This window comes from Cellulosimicrobium sp. Marseille-Q8652, from assembly GCF_965112045.1.
In genome coordinates, this window is record NZ_CBCOPS010000001.1 from 1248154 (window position 1) to 1266689 (window position 18536).

General features: G+C 76.2%; 15 protein-coding genes. 2 read left to right on the top strand and 13 right to left on the bottom strand.

Translation table 11 applies throughout. The features are described 5' to 3' along the window. Nucleotide 1: 1 nt before the first annotated feature. Entirely contained in the window at nt 2-508 is a 507-nt protein-coding gene (soxR, locus tag ACWPWV_RS05450) for a redox-sensitive transcriptional activator SoxR (protein WP_454041923.1), read from the bottom strand. 170 nt (nt 509-678) lie between these two features. On the opposite strand from soxR, the gene ACWPWV_RS05455 reads away from it, so the two are divergent. Both ACWPWV_RS05455 and ACWPWV_RS05460 read left to right on the top strand, forming a co-directional pair. After that, entirely contained in the window at nt 679-1743 is a 1065-nt protein-coding gene (locus tag ACWPWV_RS05455) for an alcohol dehydrogenase catalytic domain-containing protein (protein ID WP_454041924.1), read from the top strand. Further along, complete coding sequence (locus ACWPWV_RS05460; protein ID WP_454041925.1) at nt 1740-3176, top strand: MFS transporter; 1437 nt, start codon at nt 1740-1742, stop codon at nt 3174-3176. Before ACWPWV_RS05455 ends, ACWPWV_RS05460 begins: the two co-directional genes overlap by 4 nt. A gap of 16 nt (nt 3177-3192) precedes the next feature. Here ACWPWV_RS05460 and ACWPWV_RS05465 read toward each other — a convergent pair whose 3' ends face one another. The 12 genes from ACWPWV_RS05465 to ACWPWV_RS05520 all read right to left on the bottom strand — a co-directional run bounded on the left by ACWPWV_RS05465 (nt 3193) and on the right by ACWPWV_RS05520 (nt 18486). Continuing rightward, nucleotides 3193-4053: a sirohydrochlorin chelatase gene (locus ACWPWV_RS05465; protein WP_454041926.1), complete on the bottom strand. Its 861-nt coding sequence runs from the start codon at nt 4051-4053 to the stop codon at nt 3193-3195. Next, entirely contained in the window at nt 4050-5141 is a 1092-nt protein-coding gene (locus ACWPWV_RS05470) for a uroporphyrinogen-III synthase (protein WP_454042816.1), read from the bottom strand. The genes ACWPWV_RS05465 and ACWPWV_RS05470 overlap by 4 nt, the downstream gene beginning before the upstream one ends. A 41-nt stretch (nt 5142-5182) precedes the next feature. Beyond that, a complete protein-coding gene (gene cobA / locus ACWPWV_RS05475) occupies nt 5183-6517 on the bottom strand; it encodes a uroporphyrinogen-III C-methyltransferase (RefSeq protein WP_454041927.1) in 1335 nt (444 codons plus the stop codon). Beyond that, entirely contained in the window at nt 6514-6927 is a 414-nt protein-coding gene (gene nirD / locus ACWPWV_RS05480) for a nitrite reductase small subunit NirD (RefSeq protein WP_454041928.1), read from the bottom strand. The genes cobA and nirD overlap by 4 nt, the downstream gene beginning before the upstream one ends. Further along, nucleotides 6924-9593 (bottom strand): nitrite reductase large subunit NirB, encoded by a 2670-nt coding sequence (gene nirB / locus ACWPWV_RS05485; RefSeq protein ID WP_454042817.1) that lies wholly within the window; start codon nt 9591-9593, stop codon nt 6924-6926. Before nirB ends, nirD begins: the two co-directional genes overlap by 4 nt. A 270-nt stretch (nt 9594-9863) precedes the next feature. Next, nucleotides 9864-11726 (bottom strand): FAD-dependent oxidoreductase, encoded by a 1863-nt coding sequence (locus ACWPWV_RS05490; protein WP_454041929.1) that lies wholly within the window; start codon nt 11724-11726, stop codon nt 9864-9866. Further along, on the bottom strand, nt 11723-14023 hold the full coding sequence (locus ACWPWV_RS05495; protein WP_454041930.1) for a molybdopterin oxidoreductase family protein: 2301 nt from the start codon (nt 14021-14023) through the stop codon (nt 11723-11725). The genes ACWPWV_RS05490 and ACWPWV_RS05495 overlap by 4 nt, the downstream gene beginning before the upstream one ends. Before the next feature lie 20 nt (nt 14024-14043). Further along, the gene (locus ACWPWV_RS05500; RefSeq protein ID WP_454041931.1) at nt 14044-15525 is read right to left on the bottom strand and encodes an MFS transporter; all 1482 of its coding nucleotides are present in this window, start codon (nt 15523-15525) and stop codon (nt 14044-14046) included. Between the two features lie 145 nt (nt 15526-15670). Beyond that, nucleotides 15671-16378 carry a DUF6766 family protein gene (locus ACWPWV_RS05505; protein WP_454041932.1) on the bottom strand — a complete coding sequence of 236 codons (708 nt, stop codon included), beginning with the start codon at nt 16376-16378 and terminating at the stop codon, nt 15671-15673. Between the two features lie 85 nt (nt 16379-16463). After that, nucleotides 16464-16907, bottom strand: a complete 444-nt coding sequence (locus ACWPWV_RS05510; protein WP_454041933.1) for a hypothetical protein — start codon at nt 16905-16907, stop codon at nt 16464-16466. Between the two features lie 94 nt (nt 16908-17001). Continuing rightward, nucleotides 17002-17664, bottom strand: a complete 663-nt coding sequence (locus tag ACWPWV_RS05515; protein ID WP_454041934.1) for a LysE family transporter — start codon at nt 17662-17664, stop codon at nt 17002-17004. A 57-nt stretch (nt 17665-17721) separates the two neighbouring features. Further along, nucleotides 17722-18486 carry a helix-turn-helix transcriptional regulator gene (locus tag ACWPWV_RS05520; RefSeq protein ID WP_454041935.1) on the bottom strand — a complete coding sequence of 255 codons (765 nt, stop codon included), beginning with the start codon at nt 18484-18486 and terminating at the stop codon, nt 17722-17724. Between the last annotated feature and the right edge of the window lie 50 nt (nt 18487-18536).

An 18536-nucleotide genomic window follows, 5' to 3' on the forward strand; every position in this document is an offset into this window, starting at 1 on the left:
GTCAGTCGTCGAGGCCGTCGACGAGCAGGGTGCGAGGACCCGGCCCCTCCTCCCCGAGCTCGTCGTGCGGGTTGACGAGCACGCACCGGCGCAGCGACAGGCACCCGCAGCCGATGCAGTCGGTGAGGTGGTCGCGCAGCCGCGTGAGCTGCTCGATCCGGGCGTCGAGGTCGGCGTGCCACGCGACGGAGAGCCGGTGCCAGTCCTTCGCGGTCGGCGTGCGGTCGTCGGGGAGGGTGGCGAGCGCGGCGCGGATGCGGGCGAGCGGGATGCCGACCCGTTGGGAGGCCCGGACGAACGCCACGCGGCGCAGCGTCTCGCGCGGGTAGCGCCGCTGGTTGCCGGGCGTGCGACGGCTCGAGAGCAGCCCCTCGCGCTCGTAGAAGTGCAGCGCGGAGACGGCGACACCGCTGCGCGCGGCGAGCTGACCGACGGTGAGCTCGTCCTCCGGCGACGGCGCGGCGACAGCGGACGGGCCCCTGTCGCGGGGCGAGACGGCGTCGGGCACGGGTGCTCTCTCCGGTCGTCCCTGGAGGCCGTGCCCGCAGGGCTTGACCTCAACGTTCGTTGAGGTTCGAGACTAGCAGCGCGGCCGACCCGGGCCGCAGGGTCCGGCCTGCCGACCGGCCCCCGCGATCGACCGACCCGGCGATCGACCGACCAGACCAGGGAGCACCCGTGGACGCCATCCGCCTGCACGCGTTCGGACCGCCCGAGAACCTCGTCCTCGACGAGGTCCCCGACCCGGTCCCCGGGCCGGGAGAGGTCCGCGTCGCGGTCCGCGCGCACGGCGTCCACCTGCTCGACACGACCCTGCGGCGCGGCGAGCCCGGCGGCCCGCTGCCCCTGCCCGCGCTGCCGACGATCCCCGGTCGCGAGGTCGCCGGCGTCGTGGACGCCGTCGGGCCCGGGGTCGACGCCGCGTGGCGCGGACGCCGCGTCGCCGCCCACCTCGGCGCACGTCCGGACGGCGGCGGGTACGCGCGGCTCGCCGTCGTGCCCGTCGGGTCGCTGCACCGCGTCCCGGACCACGTCACCGCGCCGGACGCGACCGCCATGATCGGCACCGGACGGACGGCCGTCGGGATCCTCGACCTCGCGGAGCTCGCCGCGCAGGACGTCGTGGTCGTCACGGCCGCCGCGGGCGGCCTCGGCACGCTGCTCGTGCAGGCCGCCGTCGCGGCCGGGGCACGCGTCGTCGGGCTCGCGGGCGGAGCGACGAAGGTCGAGCTCGTCCGTTCTCTCGCCACGTCGTCAGGGACGCCGGACGGCGAGCGCGGGACCCTCGCCGCGGTCGACTACCGGCGCGACGGGTGGCTCGACGAGGCCCGCGCCGCCGTCGCACCGCACGGCGCGACCGTGCTGCTCGACGGCGTCGGGGGCGACGCCGGGACGGACGCCGCGTCGCTCGTGCGCGACGGCGGCCGCCTCGTGCTCTTCGGCTGGTCCTCGGGCGCGGCCAACCGCGCAGCCGGCGCGGCGGAGCGCCCGGACGACGGCGGTGAGGTCGGCCACGACGCCCGGAATTCCGGCGGACGCGCGCCCTCCCACGACGTACGGTGGGCCGTGGGACCCCAGGCCCGACCCTGGGGAGACCTGTTCGCCCTGCAGGAGCGCGCCCTCGCGCTCGCGGCGGACGGGACGTGGCGCGTCGTCACCCACCAGGTGCCCCTCGCGGAGGCGGCGCGCGCCCATCGTGAGCTCGAGGAGCGCACGACGACCGGAAAGGTGGTCCTCGTATGACCGCGGAACCGCGCACGCGGCCCGACGCGCAGCCCGGCGCGGGTGCGGGCACCACGGCGCCGCTCACGCCTGCCACGCAGCGCACCGTGCTGTTCGGCATGGTCGCGTTCGTGTTCCTCGGCGCGTTCGAGGCGCTGGCCGTCGCGACGGCGATGCCGACGGTCGCGGTCGAGCTCGACGGACTGACGCTCTACACGCTCGCCTTCGCGGCGTCGCTCGCGTCGAGCGTCGTCGGCATGGTCGCGTCCGGGCGGTGGAGCGACCGCGCCGGCCCGGTGACCCCGCTGTGGACGGGCATCGGCCTGTTCCTCGCGGGGCTGCTCGTCGCCGGTCTCGCGCAGGACATGCTCGTGCTCGTCGCGGGCCGCGTGCTGCAGGGCGTGGGGACGGGTCTGTACATCGTCGCGCTCTACGTGCTCGTGGCCCGGGTGTTCCCCGCGGAGAGCCGCCCTCGGGTCTTCGCGGCGTTCGCCGCGGCGTGGGTGGTCCCGTCGATCGTCGGGCCGGCCATCGCCGGGCTGGTCGTCGAGCACGTCGGGTGGCGATGGGTGTTCCTCGCCGTGCCGGTGCTCGCGGTCCCGGCGCTGGTCCTCATGCGCCCGGGGATGCGCGCCGCCCAGGCCTCGTCCCCCGCGAGCTCCGCGGCCGACGACGCCGAGCCGCCGCTCGACCGCACCGCGCGGCAGGCGTCGCTCGGGTGGGCGGTGGTGGCCGCCGTGGGGATCGGCGCGCTCAACTACGCGGGCCAGCTGCGCGGCGTCGCGCTGGGCGTGCTGCTCGTGCTGTCGCTCGCGGCGGTGGCCGTGGCCGTCCCGCGCCTCCTCCCGCGGGGCACGACGCGCGCCGCGCGGGGCCTCCCGAGCGTCGTCGCGATCCGCGGCCTCGTCGCCGCTGCGTTCACGGGCGCCGAGGTGCTGCTGCCGCTCCTGCTGTCGCACGAGCGCGGCCTGTCCCCGTCGCTCGCCGGCGCGGTGCTGACGTTCGGCGCGGTCGGCTGGTCGACGGGCTCGTGGCTGCGCGGCCGCGCGACGTGGGGCCTCGCGCACGCGGGGTACGTCCGGCTCGGCGGGACGCTCGTCGCGCTCGGCGTGGGAGGCGCGGCGCTGCTCGCGTGGACGGCGGTGCCGCCCGTCGTCGGGATGGTCGCGTGGACCTTCGCCGGCCTGGGCATGGGCATGACCCACCCGACGCTCTCGGTGCTCACGCTCGAGCTGTCGCCCGTCGCGGAGCAGGGCGCGAACAGCTCGGCGCTCCAGGTGTCCGACGCCGTGGCCGCCGCCACCGCGCTCGCCGTCACGGGGTCGCTGCTGTGGGCGCTGCACCCCACGCTCGGCCTCGCGGCGTACGTCGTGTGCTTCGGCGTGACGGTCCTGCTCGCGGCCGGTGTCGCGCTGCTCGCCCCGCGGACCCGCCCGCTCGTCGCCGTGAGGTAGGCCCTGGGCCCGGGTGCTACCCCGCGAGGGTCGCGGCGGCGGCGGCGTAGCGGTCGAGGACGATCTCCGTGAGCCGCGCGTCCGGGGCGAGCGGCGCCGTCACGACGTCGGCGCCCGCCTCGAGCACGCGGTCGTAGAAGAACCCCGGCGCCAGCAGGTACGCCGCGACGACCACGCGCGCCCCGCCCTCCGGCGCGGTGCCCGACGACGCGCCGTCGCCCGAAGCCTCGGGTGCACCCGTGCTCACGGCGAGGGACGCCCGGGCGGCGGCGACCGCGTCGGGGACCGACGGCCTCGCCATCGCCCCGTACCCGACGGTCACCGGACCGGCGTGGCGCTCGCGCAGGCCCGCGGCGAGCTGCTCGACGTCGCGCGCGGCGCCCGGTCGGCTCGACCCTGCCGCCGCGACGACCACCGCGTCCTGCGGCCGCACGCCCGCCTCGGCGAGGCGGTCCGCCAGGAGGTCGACCAGGCGCTCGTCAGGACCGAGCGGCGTCGCCGCCGCGGCCTGCCCGGTCCCCGCACCGCGGTCCGCGACCGACTCGGCGATGTCGACGCCCACGTGGAACCCGCCCGAGAGGAGCAGCGGCACCACCACGGCGTCACCCGGCAGCCCCTGCTCCGGCGCGACGACCGACGTCACGACGTCCGCGACCTCGGGCTGCTGCACGTCGACGAAGGCCTCGCGCACGTCGAGGTCGGGCCGGGCTGCGCGCACGTCGTCGAGCAGCGCGCGGATCACCGCGCGCCCGGAGAGGTCGCCCGTGCCGTGCGAGCAGCCGACGAGCACCGGGCGCGCATCGGGCGCCGCCCCTGCGCCCCCGTCCGACCGCTCCGACGACGCACCGGACGGGAAGGCCAGGATCTCCGCGCTCATGCGAGCTCCAATCGGTATCCGCGCTTGACGACGGTCTTGACGAGGTCGCGACGGCCGGTGGCCTCGCGCAGCCGCGCGACGGCGACCTCGGCGGCGTGGGGGTCGCGCGAGTCGCCGGGCAGCACGTCGAGCACGTCGTCGCGCGTCACGACCTCCCCGCGCCGCGAGGCGAGGAGGCGCAGGACCTCGAGCGAGCTGGGCGACAGGGGCAGCACGGCGCCGTCGAGCACCGCGACGCGCGAGCGGATCTGCAGGACGCCGGCGACGGTCGCCAGGGCGAGCGTCTCGGCGTGCTCGTAGTGCGCGACGAGCGTGCGCACGAGGGCTCCGAGGCGTCCGCGCTCGGGCTGCAGCGGCGTGACGCCACGGTGCTCGAGGGGCTTGGCCGTGACGGGCCCGACGGCGGCCGCGACCATCGACCCGTCCCGGAACCGCGACACGACGAGCCTGCCGACGCCGTGCTCCTCGGCCGCGCCGAGCCACGCCTCGGCGCCCGGTGCCGACGTGAAGACGACGGCGTCGATCTCGCCGACCGCCGCCGCCTCGACGGACGCGCGCACCGCCTCCGGGTCGGGCGACGGGCCCCACCGGTAGACGACGAGGCTCGACACCTCCGCGCCGGCCTCCGCGAACACGACGTCCAGGCCGTCCGCCCCCGCCCCGTGGTGCTGCACGGCGATGCGCAGCCCTGCGACGCCCTCGCCGAGCAGCACGTCGGCGATCTCGGCCGACGTCTCCGACTCCGCGACCCAGTCGGCGGTCAGGCCGGCGGCCTGGATCGCGCCGCGCGCCTTCGGGCCGCGCGCGACGAGCCGCGCGTCGGCGAGCACCTCGAGCAGGGCGTCGGCGAGGCCGTGGGCGTCGGCGGCCTCGACCCACGAGCGGAAGCCGATGCCGGTCGTCACCACGACGACGTCCGGCGGCTGCTCGACGAGCGCGCGCGTCCCCGCGAGGAGCTGCTGGTCGTCGACGTGCGGGATCATGCTCAGCGCGGGCGCGTGGCGCACCTCGGCGCCACGGCGCTGGAGCGCGGCGGCGAGCTCGTTCTTGCGGCGGTCGGCCGTCACGAGCACCGTGCAGCCGGCCATGACCTGCCCGAGCGCCCGCTCGGCCGGGACGACCTCGCCGCTCACGCGACCGTCGCCGGGTCGAGCCGTCCCTCCGCGGCGACGTCCCCCACCACGATGATCGCCGGGGCCCGGACCCCGACCTGGGCGGCGCGCTCCACGACGTCCCCGAGCGACGCCCGCGTCACGCGCTGGCGCGGCGTCGAGCCGTTCTCCACGATCGCGACGGGCAGGCGCGGGTCGGCCCCGGCGTCGAGCGCCTGGGCCGTGATGCGGGAGAGCTGCGAGACACCCATGAGGACCACCAGCGTAGCCGCGCGATCACGCACGCAGGCGAGGGAGGCGTCGTCGAGCCCGTCGTGGCCGCTCACGACGTGGAACGCCGCGACGGTCCCGCGGTGCGTCACGGGGATGCCGGCCAGCGCGGGGACGCTCAGCGCGCTCGAGATGCCCGGGACGACCTCGACGGGGACACCCGCCTCGCGGCACGCCACGACCTCCTCGCCGCCCCTCCCGTAGACGAACGGGTCGCCGCCCTTGAGCCGGACGACGACGCGCCCCCGCTGCGCCTGCTCGACGAGGATCGCGTTGATCTCGTGCTGCGGCACGGGGTGGTTGCCGGGCGTCTTGCCGACGTCGATCACCTCGACCCCGGGCGCGAGCTCCTCGAGCACGTCGACCGGGCCGAGCCGGTCCGCGACCACCACGTCCGCCTCGGCGAGCGCCCGGCGCCCGCGCACGGTCAGCAGGTCGACGGCGCCCGGCCCGCCGCCCACGAGGGTCACCCGGCCGAGCCCGCCCGGCGCGGGCCGGTGCCGTCGCTGGTCGGCGCCACCGGCGCGCAGGTGCTCGGCGACGGCGTCGCGCACCGCACGGACCCGGCGCGGGTCGGCCGAGCGGTGCTCGCCGTCCGCGCTTGCGGCGAGCGGCGCCCTCGCGTCGCTCACGACCCCGACGAGCACGTCGCCGCTGCGGGTCGTCGCGGGCGTGCGGGCGCTCCCCTCGTGCGCGGCGCCCGCGTTGACGCACCACGTGCGGCGCTGCGCGGACCAGTCGGCGACCGTGCGGTTGACCGCGGAGTCGTCCGTGGCGGCGAGCACGAACCACGCGTCGTCGAGGTCGCCCTCCCGCACGTCGCGCGGCACCCAGGTGATGTCCCCGGCGCGCGCGCCCGGAGCGGGCGACGTCGTCGCCTCCCCCGGCCGGATCGTGGTCGAGCCCCCCGTGCCCAGCGAGGCGCAGACGAGGTCGCGGAGGTCCTCGCACAGCTGCGGCGCCACGACGCGGACGTGCGCCCCGTCGTCGAGCATCGTGCGGGCCCGGCGGGCGGCCACCGGTCCGCCGCCCGCCACGAGCACCGTGCGGCCCGAGAGGTCGAGCCCGAGCAGCGTGGTCACGGCCGGGCCCCCACGTGCACGACGCCGTCGCGCACCTCGACCGGCCACGTCGCCAGGTCCTCGGCGAGGCCGTCGACCGGCTCGAAGCCCACCTTGTCGAGGCAGCGGCCGGTCGCGAGGTCGAACACCTGCTTGTACATCGGGCCTGCCACCGTCGGTACACCGCCCCGCGTCCCGACGATCCCGCGGGACATGACGTTCGCGCCGGAGAACGGGTCGCGCTGCTGGACCGCGCGCACCGTGTCGTCGGGGAGGCGGAACAGGGCGACCTGCACCCCGCCGACGAGCGCGGCCGCACCGCGCTCGACGAGGAGGTCGCGCACGAGGCACACCCGCTCCCACGCGGGGGCGCCGGTCTCGGCGGCGGGACCGCCGGCCAGGACGGGGACGGGTTGCGAGACGACGCTCATCGACGGACCTCCAGGGTTGCGCCCGCGATGACGACGGGGCCGGTGAGGACTGCGGGGTCGGTGTCGCCCGCGGTGCGGGCGGCCTCCAGGGCGGCGGCGCGCTCGGCGGCCGTCGCGGGGCGGATCTGGCCGCGCTCGGTGACGTAGGCGAGGTCCGGGTCGGGCTCGGCCGGCGCGTTGACGAACGAGCCGAAGCGGCGCAGCTTCTCCGGGTCCTCGAGGACCGCGCGCCACTCGTCCTCGTAGTCGCCGACGTGCCGGACCATCGCCGCGTCGAGGTCTGCCCCGATGCCCAGCGAGTCCTCGATGATCACCTCGCGGATCGCCTCGAGACCGCCCTCGTAGTCCTCGACCCACGCGGCCGTGCGCTGCAGCCGGTCGGCCGTGCGGATGTAGTACATGAGGAACCGGTCGATCGTGCGGACGAGCTCGTCCGAGGTGAGGTCCTCGGCGAGGAGCTGCGCGTGCCGCGGGGTGAAGCCGCCGTTGCCGCCGACGTACACGTTCCAGCCCTTGTCGGTCGCGATGACGCCGACGTCCTTGCCGCGGGCCTCGGCGCACTCGCGCGCGCAGCCCGAGACGCCGAGCTTGATCTTGTGCGGCGAGCGCAGGCCGCGGTACCGCAGCTCGAGCTCGACGGCCATCCCCACGGAGTCCTGGACGCCGAACCGGCACCACGTCGACCCGACGCACGACTTCACGGTACGCAGCGACTTGCCGTACGCGTGGCCCGACTCGAAGCCGTGCTCGACGAGGCGCCGCCAGATGTGCGGGAGCTGCTCGATGCGGGCGCCGAACATGTCGATGCGCTGGCCGCCCGTGATCTTCGTGTACAGGCCGAAGTCCTTCGCGACCTGGCCGATCACGAGCAGCCCGTCGGGCGTGATCTCCCCGCCGGGGATGCGCGGGACGACCGAGTACGTGCCGTCCTTCTGCATGTTGGCCATGACGTGGTCGTTGGTGTCCTGGAGCGTCGCCTGCTCGCCCTCGAGGATGTGCCCGTTGCCGAGCGACGCGAGGACCGACGCGACGACCGGCTTGCAGATGTCGCACCCGCGGCCGGCGTCGCGGACCAGGCTCGCACCCTCCGTGGCTGTGTTCTCCTCGACGGCCTCCGGCACCCGGCCGAGCCGCCCGATGATCTCGCTGAACGTGTGCAGGTCGGCGACGCGGACCGCGTCGAAGAGCTGGGCTCGGGACAGCTCGAAGTGCTCGCACAGCGCGTTGGACACCTCGACACCGGCCCGGGTGAGCTCCGTCGTCGTGATCTTCTTGACGAGCGGGAGGCACGACCCGCACGACGTCCCGGCCTTCGTGCACGCCTTGACGCTCGCGAGGTCGGTGCACTCGTGCTCCGTGACCGCGCCGCGGATGGTCCCGGCCGAGACGTTGTTGCACGAGCAGACCGTGGCGTCGTCGGGCAGCTCGAGCGCCGGGGCACCGCCGCCCGACCCCTCCGGGAGGAGGAACGCGCCCGGGTCGCCCGGCAGCTCCGCCCCGACCATGGGCCGCAGCGACGCGTACGGCGTCGCGTCGCCGACGAACACGCCGCCGAGGAGCGTGCGCGCGTCGTCGGACAGGACGAGCTTCTTGTACACGCCCGCGACCGGGTCCGCGTAGACGAGCTCCATCGCGCCCTCGGTGCGGCCGAACGCGTCGCCGAAGCTCGCGACGTCGACGCCCTGGAGCTTGAGCTTGGTCGCGGTGTCCGCGCCCGGGAAGGTCGCCTCGCCGCCGAGCAGGCGGTCCGCGACGACCTCCGCCATCGCGTAGCCCGGTGCGACGAGACCGATGCAGCGGCCCTCGATGCACGCGACCTCGCCGACGGCCCACACGTGCTCGTCCTCGGTGCGGCACGCGAGGTCGACGACCGCGCCGCCGCGCTCCCCGACCGCGAGCCCCGCGGCCCGCGCGAGCTCGTCGCGCGGCCGCACGCCCGTGGCGACGACGACCACGTCGACGTCGAGCCGCCCTCCGTCGGCGAAGTCGAGCCGGCCCACGTGGCCGGTCCTGCGGGAGACCTTCATCTCCTTGGTCCCGGTGTTGCAGCGGACCGCGATCCCCATGCCGTTGATGAGGCGCTTGAGGGCCTCGCCGCCACCGAGGTCGATCTGCGCGTCCATCATGTGCGTGCCGAACTGGATGACCGTGGCCTGCGCGCCGAGCGCCTTGAGCGCGCCCGCCGCCTCGAGGCCCAGGAGGCCGCCGCCGATGACCGCGCCGCGCACCGGGCGCTCCCAGCCGCCCTCGGTCGTCGTGCTGCGCCGCTTCTCCTCGACCCAGCCGCGCAGGGCGGCGACGTCGTCGATCGTGCGGTAGACGAACACGCCGGGCAGGTCGTTGCCCGGGATGGGCGGCATCGCGGCGCTGGACCCCGTCGCGAGGACGAGCTCGTCGTAGGCGTGGACCCGGCCGAGCCGGTCGGTCACGGTCCGCGCGTCCCGGTCGATCGCCGTGACGGCGCAGTCGCGGTGCAACGTGACGAGCTCGTCGTCCCACAGCGCCGGGTCGCCGAGCGTCAGCTCCTCGGCGTCGCGCGCCGAGAAGTAGCTCGTGAGGGCGACGCGGTCGTAGGGCTTGCGCGGCTCCTCGGCGAACACCGAGATGCGCCACGCGCCCGCGCCGTCACGGGCGCGCAGCGCCTCGACGAGCCGCTGGGCGACCATGCCGCCACCGACGACGACGAGGTGCCGCGGCGCGGGCGCCGCAGAGCCCGGGGCGGGGGTGGGATCGGTCAGAGGTCCGGTCACGGCGAGCTCCTGAGGGTGAGCGGGGGCGGGCGAGCCACCTCCCCGGCCGCCGCAGGCCTCGAGCGCCGGCCGGGAAGGTACGGACGACGCTACGGAGCAGCGGTTTCACCACCGTGCCCCGGCCGTTGCCCGGCCGTAACGGTCTTCTCACACCGGGAGGGACGCCCGGGTGAGAAGGCGGCCGGCCTAGCGCGACGCCGTCGCCCGGTCCCGGCCGGCCTCGGCCGGCTGGTCGGGGTCCGTCGTCGCGAGCCAGTCGACGAGTCCGCACACGACGTCCTTGCACCCGCCGCAGCCGGTCGTCGCGCGCGTGGCCCGCGCGACGTCGTCGACGCTGCGGGCCCCGTCGTGCCAGCACCCGACGACGTCGCCCTTCGTCACGCCGTTGCACGTGCACACGGTCGTGCGGTCCGGCATGTGCGTCGGGGTCGACGCCGGTGCGGCCACCTGCGCGACGGGCCGCAGCAGGAGGTGGGCGGGGTCGGCCGGGACCGGCACGCGCCGCGTGTACGTGGCGGTGAGGTCGGCCCCGACGTCGGGCGCGCCGACGCACGTCGCGCCCACGAGCAGCCCGTCCGCGACGACGACCTCCACGTGACGCCCCGACGCGGGGTCGCTCAGGGCGACCGTGCGATGACCGGGGTCGTGAGGTCGCCGTACCCCGCACACCCCCATCGTCACGATCTCGAGCCCGGCGGCCTTGACCCGGACGACGTCCGTGCCGACGGCGGCGGACCGTGCGCGGCCGGGACGGGCCGGCTCGCGGACCGGTGACCCTGACGCGGGGTGCCGGTCCTGCGCTCCGTCGGGGCGGCGGCCGGGGATCACGGTGGCCCGGGGCCCCGGCACGACGGGCCTGGCCACGACGCTCATCGCGAGCCGCAGCGCCATGCTCGGACGGTCCTGGTCGCCCCCGAGCCGCACGTGCGGCGACGCCGGGGTCGACGGGCGGACGGCGGCGGCGCTGGAGCCGGCGGTGGCGTTGGCGGTGGCGTTGGCGGTGGCGGTGGCGGTGGCGGTGGCGGCGAGCGCCTCCGCGAGGCGGCGCGACTGGTCCCACCCCTGGGCGACGAGACCCGTCCCGCCCTCGGGCGGCTGCGCGCAGTCGCCGATCGCGAAGACGGCGGGGTCGTCGGGGCTCGCGAGGTCGTCGCCCACGACGACGCCCCGGTCCACCGTCAGCCCGGCGGCGCGTGCGAGCCCGGTCGCCGGGACCGTCCCGCACGCGAGCACGACGAGGTCTGCCTCGACGTCGACGACCCGGGTCGTCCCGGGCGCCCCGGCCGTCCCGGGCGACGAGGCGGGACCGCCGGACGAGGCGGGCCGGGCGTCGTCGGGCACGCGGAGCGCGACGCCGCGCGCGTGACCCGACCCGACGAGCACGCGCTCGGTCCGGGCGCGCGTCCACGTGCGCACGCCGAGCCCCGCGAGGCTGCGCGCGACCACGCCGCCCGCGGCCGCGTCGAGCTGGCGGTCCATGAGGCTCTCCCCGCCGTGCACGAGGCTCACCGCCACGCCCCGGCGCGCGAGGCCGCACGCGATCTCGAGGCCGAGGACGCCCGCTCCCACGACGACGGCGTGCCGCGCGTTGACGGAGGCCGCGACGATCTCCCGGGCGTCGTCGAGCGTGCGCAGGGCGTGCACGCCGCGGGGCAGGTCGGGACCGGTCAGCCCTGCGACGTCGGGCACGCGCGCCGCGGCGCCGGTCGCGAGGACGACCGCGTCGTACGGGTACGCGCCGTCGGCCGTGACGACGCGGCGCGCGGCGCGGTCGATCGCGATGGCCTCCGTGCCGCGGCGCACCGTCACGCGGGGGTCGTCCGCCGCGGGCAGGCCGATCGCGGCGACGTCGACCTTCCCGGCGACGACCTCGCTGAGCAGCACCCGGTTGTACGGCTCGTACTCCTCGGCACCGAGCACCGTCACCTCGACCGGCGCGACGTCCGCGCCGGAGCCGACGCGCGCCACGAGGTCCTGCGCGAACCGCGCGCCGACCATGCCGTGGCCGACGACGACGACGCGTGTCGTCCGCCCGCTCGTCCCGCTCATGCGAGCACCTCCTGCCGGTCGCGGACGGGCGTCGTACGGCCGCCCGCCGGGTCGTCGGGACGGGGTGCGCGGCGCACGTCCACCGCGCACACCTTGAACTCCGGCATCCCGGAGACCGGGTCCGTCGCGTCCGTCGTCACGCGGTTGACGCTCCCGGCGCCGCTCCAGTGGAACGGCATGAAGACCGTGTCGGGCCGGATGCGATCGGTCCAGCGCGCGGCCGCCTCGACGTGGCCGCGGCTCGACGTGAGACGCACTCGGTCACCGTCGGCGACGCCGAGCCGGACGCCCAGGAGCGGGTGCATCTCGACGAACGGGGCGGGGACGACGCGGTCGAGCTCGGGCACGCGGTGCGTCTGCGCGCCCGACTGGTAGTGCTGCAGCACGCGCCCCGTGACGAGGTAGACGGGCGCGTCGGCCCGGACGTCGTCGGTCGGGCCGACGTGGTCCACGGGTACCGCGCGGGCACGGCCGTCGGGCGTGCCGAACCGGTCGAGGAACGGCCGCGGCGTCCCGGGGTGCGGCGTCGCCCGGTCCGGGACCGGCCAGAACAGCCCCGGCCCGCCCTCGGCCTCGTCGGCGTCGAGGCGCGCGTGGCTCAGGCCCGAGTAGTCCGCGACGCCGCCCGCCGAGGCGCGCGCGAGCTCGTCGAACACCTCCGACGGGTCGGTCGGGAACGCGACCGAGGAGCCCAGGCGCCGCGCGACCTCGGCGAGGATCCACAGCTCCGACCGCACCTCGCCGGGGGCGTCGACCGCCCGGCGGCGACGGATGACCCGTCCCTCGAGCGACGTCATGGTGCCCTCCTCCTCGGCCCACTGCGTCACGGGCAGCACGACGTCGGCGAGCAGCGCGGTCTCGGACGGGACGACGTCGCACACCACGAGGAGGTCGAGCGCGCGCAGGCCGTCGACCACCCGGTCGGCGTTCGGAGCGCTCACGACGACGTTCGACCCGTGCACGAGCAGGGCCCGCGGCCGCTCCTCCTCGCCGGAGCCCAGCGAGCGCAGGAGCCGGACCGCGGGCATGCCCGGCCCGGGGATCGTCGCGGGGTCCACGCCCCACACCGCCGCGACGTGCGCGCGTGCCGCGGGGTCGTCGATCTTGCGGTAGCCGGGGAGCTGGTCGGCCTTCTGCCCGTGCTCGCGACCGCCCTGCCCGTTGCCCTGGCCCGTGACCGCCCCGTACCCCGACCCGGCGCGGCCCGGCAGGCCGAGCGCGAGGGCCAGGTTGATCGTCGCGGTCACGGTCGCCGTCCCCTGGGACGACTGCTCGACGCCGCGGCCCGTGAGCAGGTACGCGCCCGCCCCGCCGCGGGCCGGCGACGCCGCCGCGAGCAGCCGGGCGACGTGCCGCAGCCGCTCGGCCGGCACGCCGCACACCGTCTCCGCGCGCTCCGGCCACCACGCCGCGACGGAGCGACGGACGTCGTCGAAGCCGTCCGTGCGGGCCGCGACGTACTCCTCGTCGACGAGGCCCTCTACGACGACCACGTGCAGCAGGGCGAGGAGGACGACGAGGTCCGTGCCCGGCACGGGCTGCAGGTGCAGGCCCTGGTCCCCCACCGGCCCCACGCCCGCCGCCACGCCGTCGCGCGGCTCCGGGCCCCCGGTGAGCGCCGCCGTCGCGCTGCGCCGCGGGTCCACGACGACGAGCCCGCCGCGCGAACGCACCCCCGCGAGGTGCTGCACCGACGGCGGCATGGTCTCGGCGAGGTTGGACCCGAGCAGGAGCACCGCGTCCGCGCCACCGAGGTCCGCGAGCGGGAACGGCAGCCCCCGGTCCACGCCGAACGCGCGGTTCGCACCGGCCGCGGCCGACGCCATGCAGAACCGGCCGTTGTAGTCGATGTTGGCCGTCCGCAGCACGGTGCGCGCGAACTTGCCGAGCGCGTACGCCTTCTCGTTCGTCAGCCCGCCGCCGCCGAACACCGCGACCGCGTCCCGCCCGTGCTGCGCCTGGACCCGCGCGATGCCGGCGGTGACGACGTCGAGCGCGGCGTCCCAGGTCGCGGGGTGCAGCTCGCCGTCCGCCCCGCGCACGAACGGCGTCGTCAGCCGGTCGGTCGCGCGGAGCACCGACGCGCTCGTCCACCCCTTCTGGCACAGCCCGCCCCGGTTCGTCGGGAAGTCCCGGGGAACGACCGTCACGGGCACGGCGCTCCCCGTGGTGCCCGGTGCCGCTCGGTCGAGCGTCATGGCGCACTGGAGCGCGCAGTAGGGGCAGTGCGTGCGGGCCGGCGCCGCGCCGGGGGCCTCGGCCCGCCCCGGCGCGGCGGTCGTGGGGACGGTCGTCATGCGCTCGCCTCGGCCGTCCGTCAGATCCGGGCCGCGGCGAGCGCCGCGCCCTTGCGCAGGTACACGGCCCACGCGACGACCGCCATGACCGCGTAGACCCCGATGAACGTCCACAGGGCGGGCACGAGCGACCCGGCGAGGCTCGTCGACGCCGCGAACCCGCGGGGGATGAGGAACCCGCCGAACGCGCCGATCGCGCCGGCGATGCCGATGCAGCCGGCGGCGGCCTTGCGTGCCCTGGCACGGGTCTCGTCGAGCGCGGCCGCGTCGACCGTGCCCGCGCCGTCGCTCGCGCCGCCCGGGACGGCGCTCGCCTGGAACACCGCCGGGATCATGCGGTAGGTCGAGCCGTTGCCGATCCCGGTGGCGACGAAGAGCAGCAGGAACGAGCCGAAGAACAGGCCGAAGCTGTGCGACTGGAGGGCCTGGATCGCGCCGAACGCGCCCAGCGCCATGACCCCGTAGGAGGCGATGGTGACGCGCGTGCCGCCGACGCGGTCCGCGATGATGCCGCCGAGCGGGCGCGTGACCGAGCCGACGAGCGCGCCGAGGAACGCGATGGACAGCGTGACCTCGGGGAACTGGCCCTTGAGCAGCATCGGGAACGCCCCGGCGTAGCCGATGAACGACCCGAACGTGCCGATGTAGAGGAACGAGATGATCCACGTGTGCTTGTTCTTCGTCGCGGCGGCGAACGAGCGGGGGTCGGCCTTCGCGGTCGACAGGTTGTCCATGAACCGCCACGCGAGGAACGCGGCGAGCACGACGAACGGGATCATCATGAGCCCGGCCCGCTCGAGCGCGATGCCCGCGCCGGCGACGATCACCAGCGGGACGGCGAGCTGGACCGCGGCGGTGCCGAGGTTGCCTCCCGCGGCGTTGAGGCCGAGCGCCTTGCCCTTCTCCTTCTCGGGGTAGAAGAACGAGATGTTGGCCATCGACGACGCGAAGTTGCCGCCGCCGAACCCGGCGAGGGCAGCCGCGCCGAGCATGAGGCCGAACGGCGTCCCGGGGTCCTGCACGACGACAGCCAGGGCGGTGGTCGGCAGGAGGAGCAGCAGCGCGGACACGACCGTCCAGTTCCGGCCGCCGAAGATCGGCACCGCGAACGTGTACGGGATGCGCAGGGTGGCGCCGACGAGGCTCGGCACGGCGATGAGCCAGAACTGCTGGTCGACCGTCAGCGCGAACCCGGCCGCCGGGAGCTGCGGCACGACGATCGACCACAGCGCCCACACGGCGAACCCGAGGAACTCGGCGAAGACGGAGATCCACAGGTTCCGCGACGCGACCTTCCGGCCGCCGTCGCGCCAGAACGTCGGGTCCTCCGGGTCCCAGCGGTCGATCCACCGGCCGGAGCGGCGTCGTGCGGGCGCGTGCCCGACGGCGGCGGTCCCCCCGGGCACGAGCGTCGCGGTCGTGGTCTCGGCCGGCTCGGCGCCGGCGGGACGGTCTGCGGACTGCTCACCCTCGTGGGTGGTGGGGCTCGTGGGCGCGGACATGGCGGCTCCTTCAGCAGGTCCCGGTCAGTACCCAGGACGCTAGGAACCCCGTGTTTCGCCGGTCGGCGCGGGTCGTTAAGCGTGTGTGAGGTCTTCCGCACAGAGCGTGGGGAGGCCGTGAGAGGTGGGCCGGACGGCGCCGTCGTCAGCCCTCGACGCCCGTGGCGTCGTGCGCGTACCCCACGGGCTTGGACTCGGGAGACCCGCGCTCGCGCAGGTAGATCGAGAGCACCACCATGCTGAGGACGGCGAGCATCTCGGACTGCCAGTTCTGCAGCGTGCGGCTCCAGAAGTCGGGCAGGGTGAGGTACTCGGTCCAGGGTGCCGGGTCCTGGAGCTCGCGCATCTGCTCCTCGCTGAACGCCACGGCGCCGGCGGCGGACTGCGCGAGCCACGACCCGAGGAAGATCGCCCCCATGACGAGCGACAGGGACCGCGAGTAGACGGCCAGCCGCCAGCCGCGCACCTTCGCCCAGGCGGGCGAGCTGTCGTCCGCGTGCTCACCGACCTTCTGGTCCTCGTCGGACTCGCGCCCCGCCTTCTCGAGCTTCTTCGACTCGGGCGACCCGCGCTGGACGAACCAGACCGTCGCCGTGATGAACAGCAGGAACTGGAGGAACTCGGACTGCCAGTTCTCGGTCACGTCGACCCAGAAGGCCGACGACGCGACGTACTGGCCGAACGTCACCGGGTCCAGACCGGCCGCCCGCTGGTCGAGGTTGAAGACGGCGACGCCGCTCACGGCCTGGCCGACGAGCGTCGCGACGAACACGAGGGCGAAGAAGATGCTCAGCGAGCTCGCGCGCAGGCCGCCGAGGACACCGCCGGAGGAGGTCGCGGACCCGCGGCTCACCGGTGCACCGCCGCCAGCACGAGCGCCGTCACGAGACCCGCGGCCACGAGCACGAGCGTGGCCCAGAACATGACCCGGGGGACTCTCATGCCTCCACCTCGCAGTCGTAGGGGCGGTCGGGCCGCGCCGTGCACCCGGCCGCGGTCACGACCCAGCCGTCGCCCGAGAGGGCGAGGAACAGGGTGTCCGAGGCGGTCACGACCTGAGCCTGCCGACCGGCGACGTGGACGTCCTCGACGACGGGGTCCCCCGCGGCCTCCACGAGGTCCGCCAGCGGTCCGGACGGGTCGACGACCGCGTCCGCGCACGTCTCGCCCGCGTCGTCGGCTAGCGCCTCGGCCGCGTCGGGCAGGAGCAGGTCGCACGCCGCGTCGCCGTCACCCGCGGCGATCGCGGCGGTGAAGCGCCCCACGACGTCCTGCGCGTCCGCCGCGTCGGGGCCCGCGCACGCCGCGAGGCCCAGGACGGCCAGCGCGAGGACCGGGGCGGCGGCCCGGCGGCGTGCCACCGCCCGGAGGGTGCCCGACACGTCATCGCCTCCTCGAATGCCACCATTGTGATCAAACCGCACGACCATGGTCGTCCTTCTCCGGTCGGTCGCAAGCGGTGGGGCGGCCTCCGGCTCAGGCGACCAGCACGACGACGAGCACGAGCATGACGGCCGCGGACACCAGGCCGGTCGCGAGACGTCCGCGGGGTCCGGAGAGCCACCGGCCGAGGACCGTCCCGCCGCCGGCGAGCACGAGCTGCCAGCTCGCGGACGCCACGAACGCCCCGAGGACGAACAGCGCGCCCGACACGACGTCGGGATCGCCCGCCGTGGCGCGCGCGCCGACGACGACGGTCGCGAAGTAGGCGACGGTCGCCGGGTTGGCCACGGTGAGGGCGAAGAGCCGGGCGTACGCGCGGGTCGGTCCCGGGGGCGGCCCGGCGACCCGTGCGCGGGGACCTCCGGGCAGGTCCTCGGCCGGGACGGAATGCGCGCGGTGCTCCCGGACGGCGACCCACGCGGTCCGCAGGGCGAGCGCGACGAGCACGACCCCGGACGCGAGGCGCAGCCACGGTGCGGCAGGGGCGATCACGCCCGCGAGCGCCGCACCACCGAGCACCGCGACGAGCGCGTACAGGCCGTCGGCCGTCGCGATGCCGAGGCCCGCCGCGGCCCCGACGCGCCACGACGTGCGCGCGGTGAGCGCGACGAGGTACGTGGCGACCGCCCCGACGGGGACGGCGATCGCGTACCCCGCGAGCACACCGGCCCACAGCGAGGGCAGGGCGTCGGTCATGAGCGCGATGGTCGCACGCGTCCGGCAGCCCGGTCAGCCGGTTTCCCGCTCGTCGCGTCACGACGGCAGGTGCGCCCGCGCCCCCTCGGCCCAGTCGGCGAGCTCGTCGAGCCGCCCCTGCGAGGCGGACCCGTGGGCCGCGGCGTGGATCACGACGTGCTGACCCGGCGCGTCCGGGACGGTGAGCGAGTGCACCTCGAGCGTGAGGTGCCCGACGACCGGGTGACGGATCTCGCGGGTCCCGGACGCGTCGCCGGCGACCTCGTGCGCTGCCCATCGCGTGCGGAACTCGGCGCTGTGCGCGCCGAGCTCGCGCACGAGCGCCGCGAGGTGCGCGTCGAGCGGGTCGCGCCCGGAGCCGGTCCGCAGGAGCGACGCCGCGAGGTCCGCGACGACGGGCCAGTCCGACCAGAAGTCGCGCGCGGCGCGGTCGAGGAAGACGAACCGCGCGAGGTTCGTCGGCGCGCCGGGGCCGGCGTAGAGCGGGAGGTACAGCGCCCGCGCGAGGTCGTTGGCGGCGAGGAGGTCGAGCCGGTCGTCGAGCACGCAGCACGGCAGCGCGGTCGCGTCGAGGAGCCGGCGCACGAACGGCAGCACCGCGGCGGGCGCCGGTGCGGCGTGCCCGACCACCGCCCTGCCCCGCGGCCGGCGGAGCAGGTCCGCGAGGTGGTCGCGCTCGGCGCCGTCGAGCTGGAGGGCCCGACCGACGCCGGCCATGACGGACGAGGAGACGGAGGCCACCGCGCCACGCTCCAGCCGGCGGTAGTACCCCGCGCTGATGCCGGCGAGGTCGGCGACCTCCGCGCGGCGCAGCCCGGTCACCCGGCGGGCGAGTGTCGTGGGCGTGTCCGGACCGTGAAGGACCTGCGGAG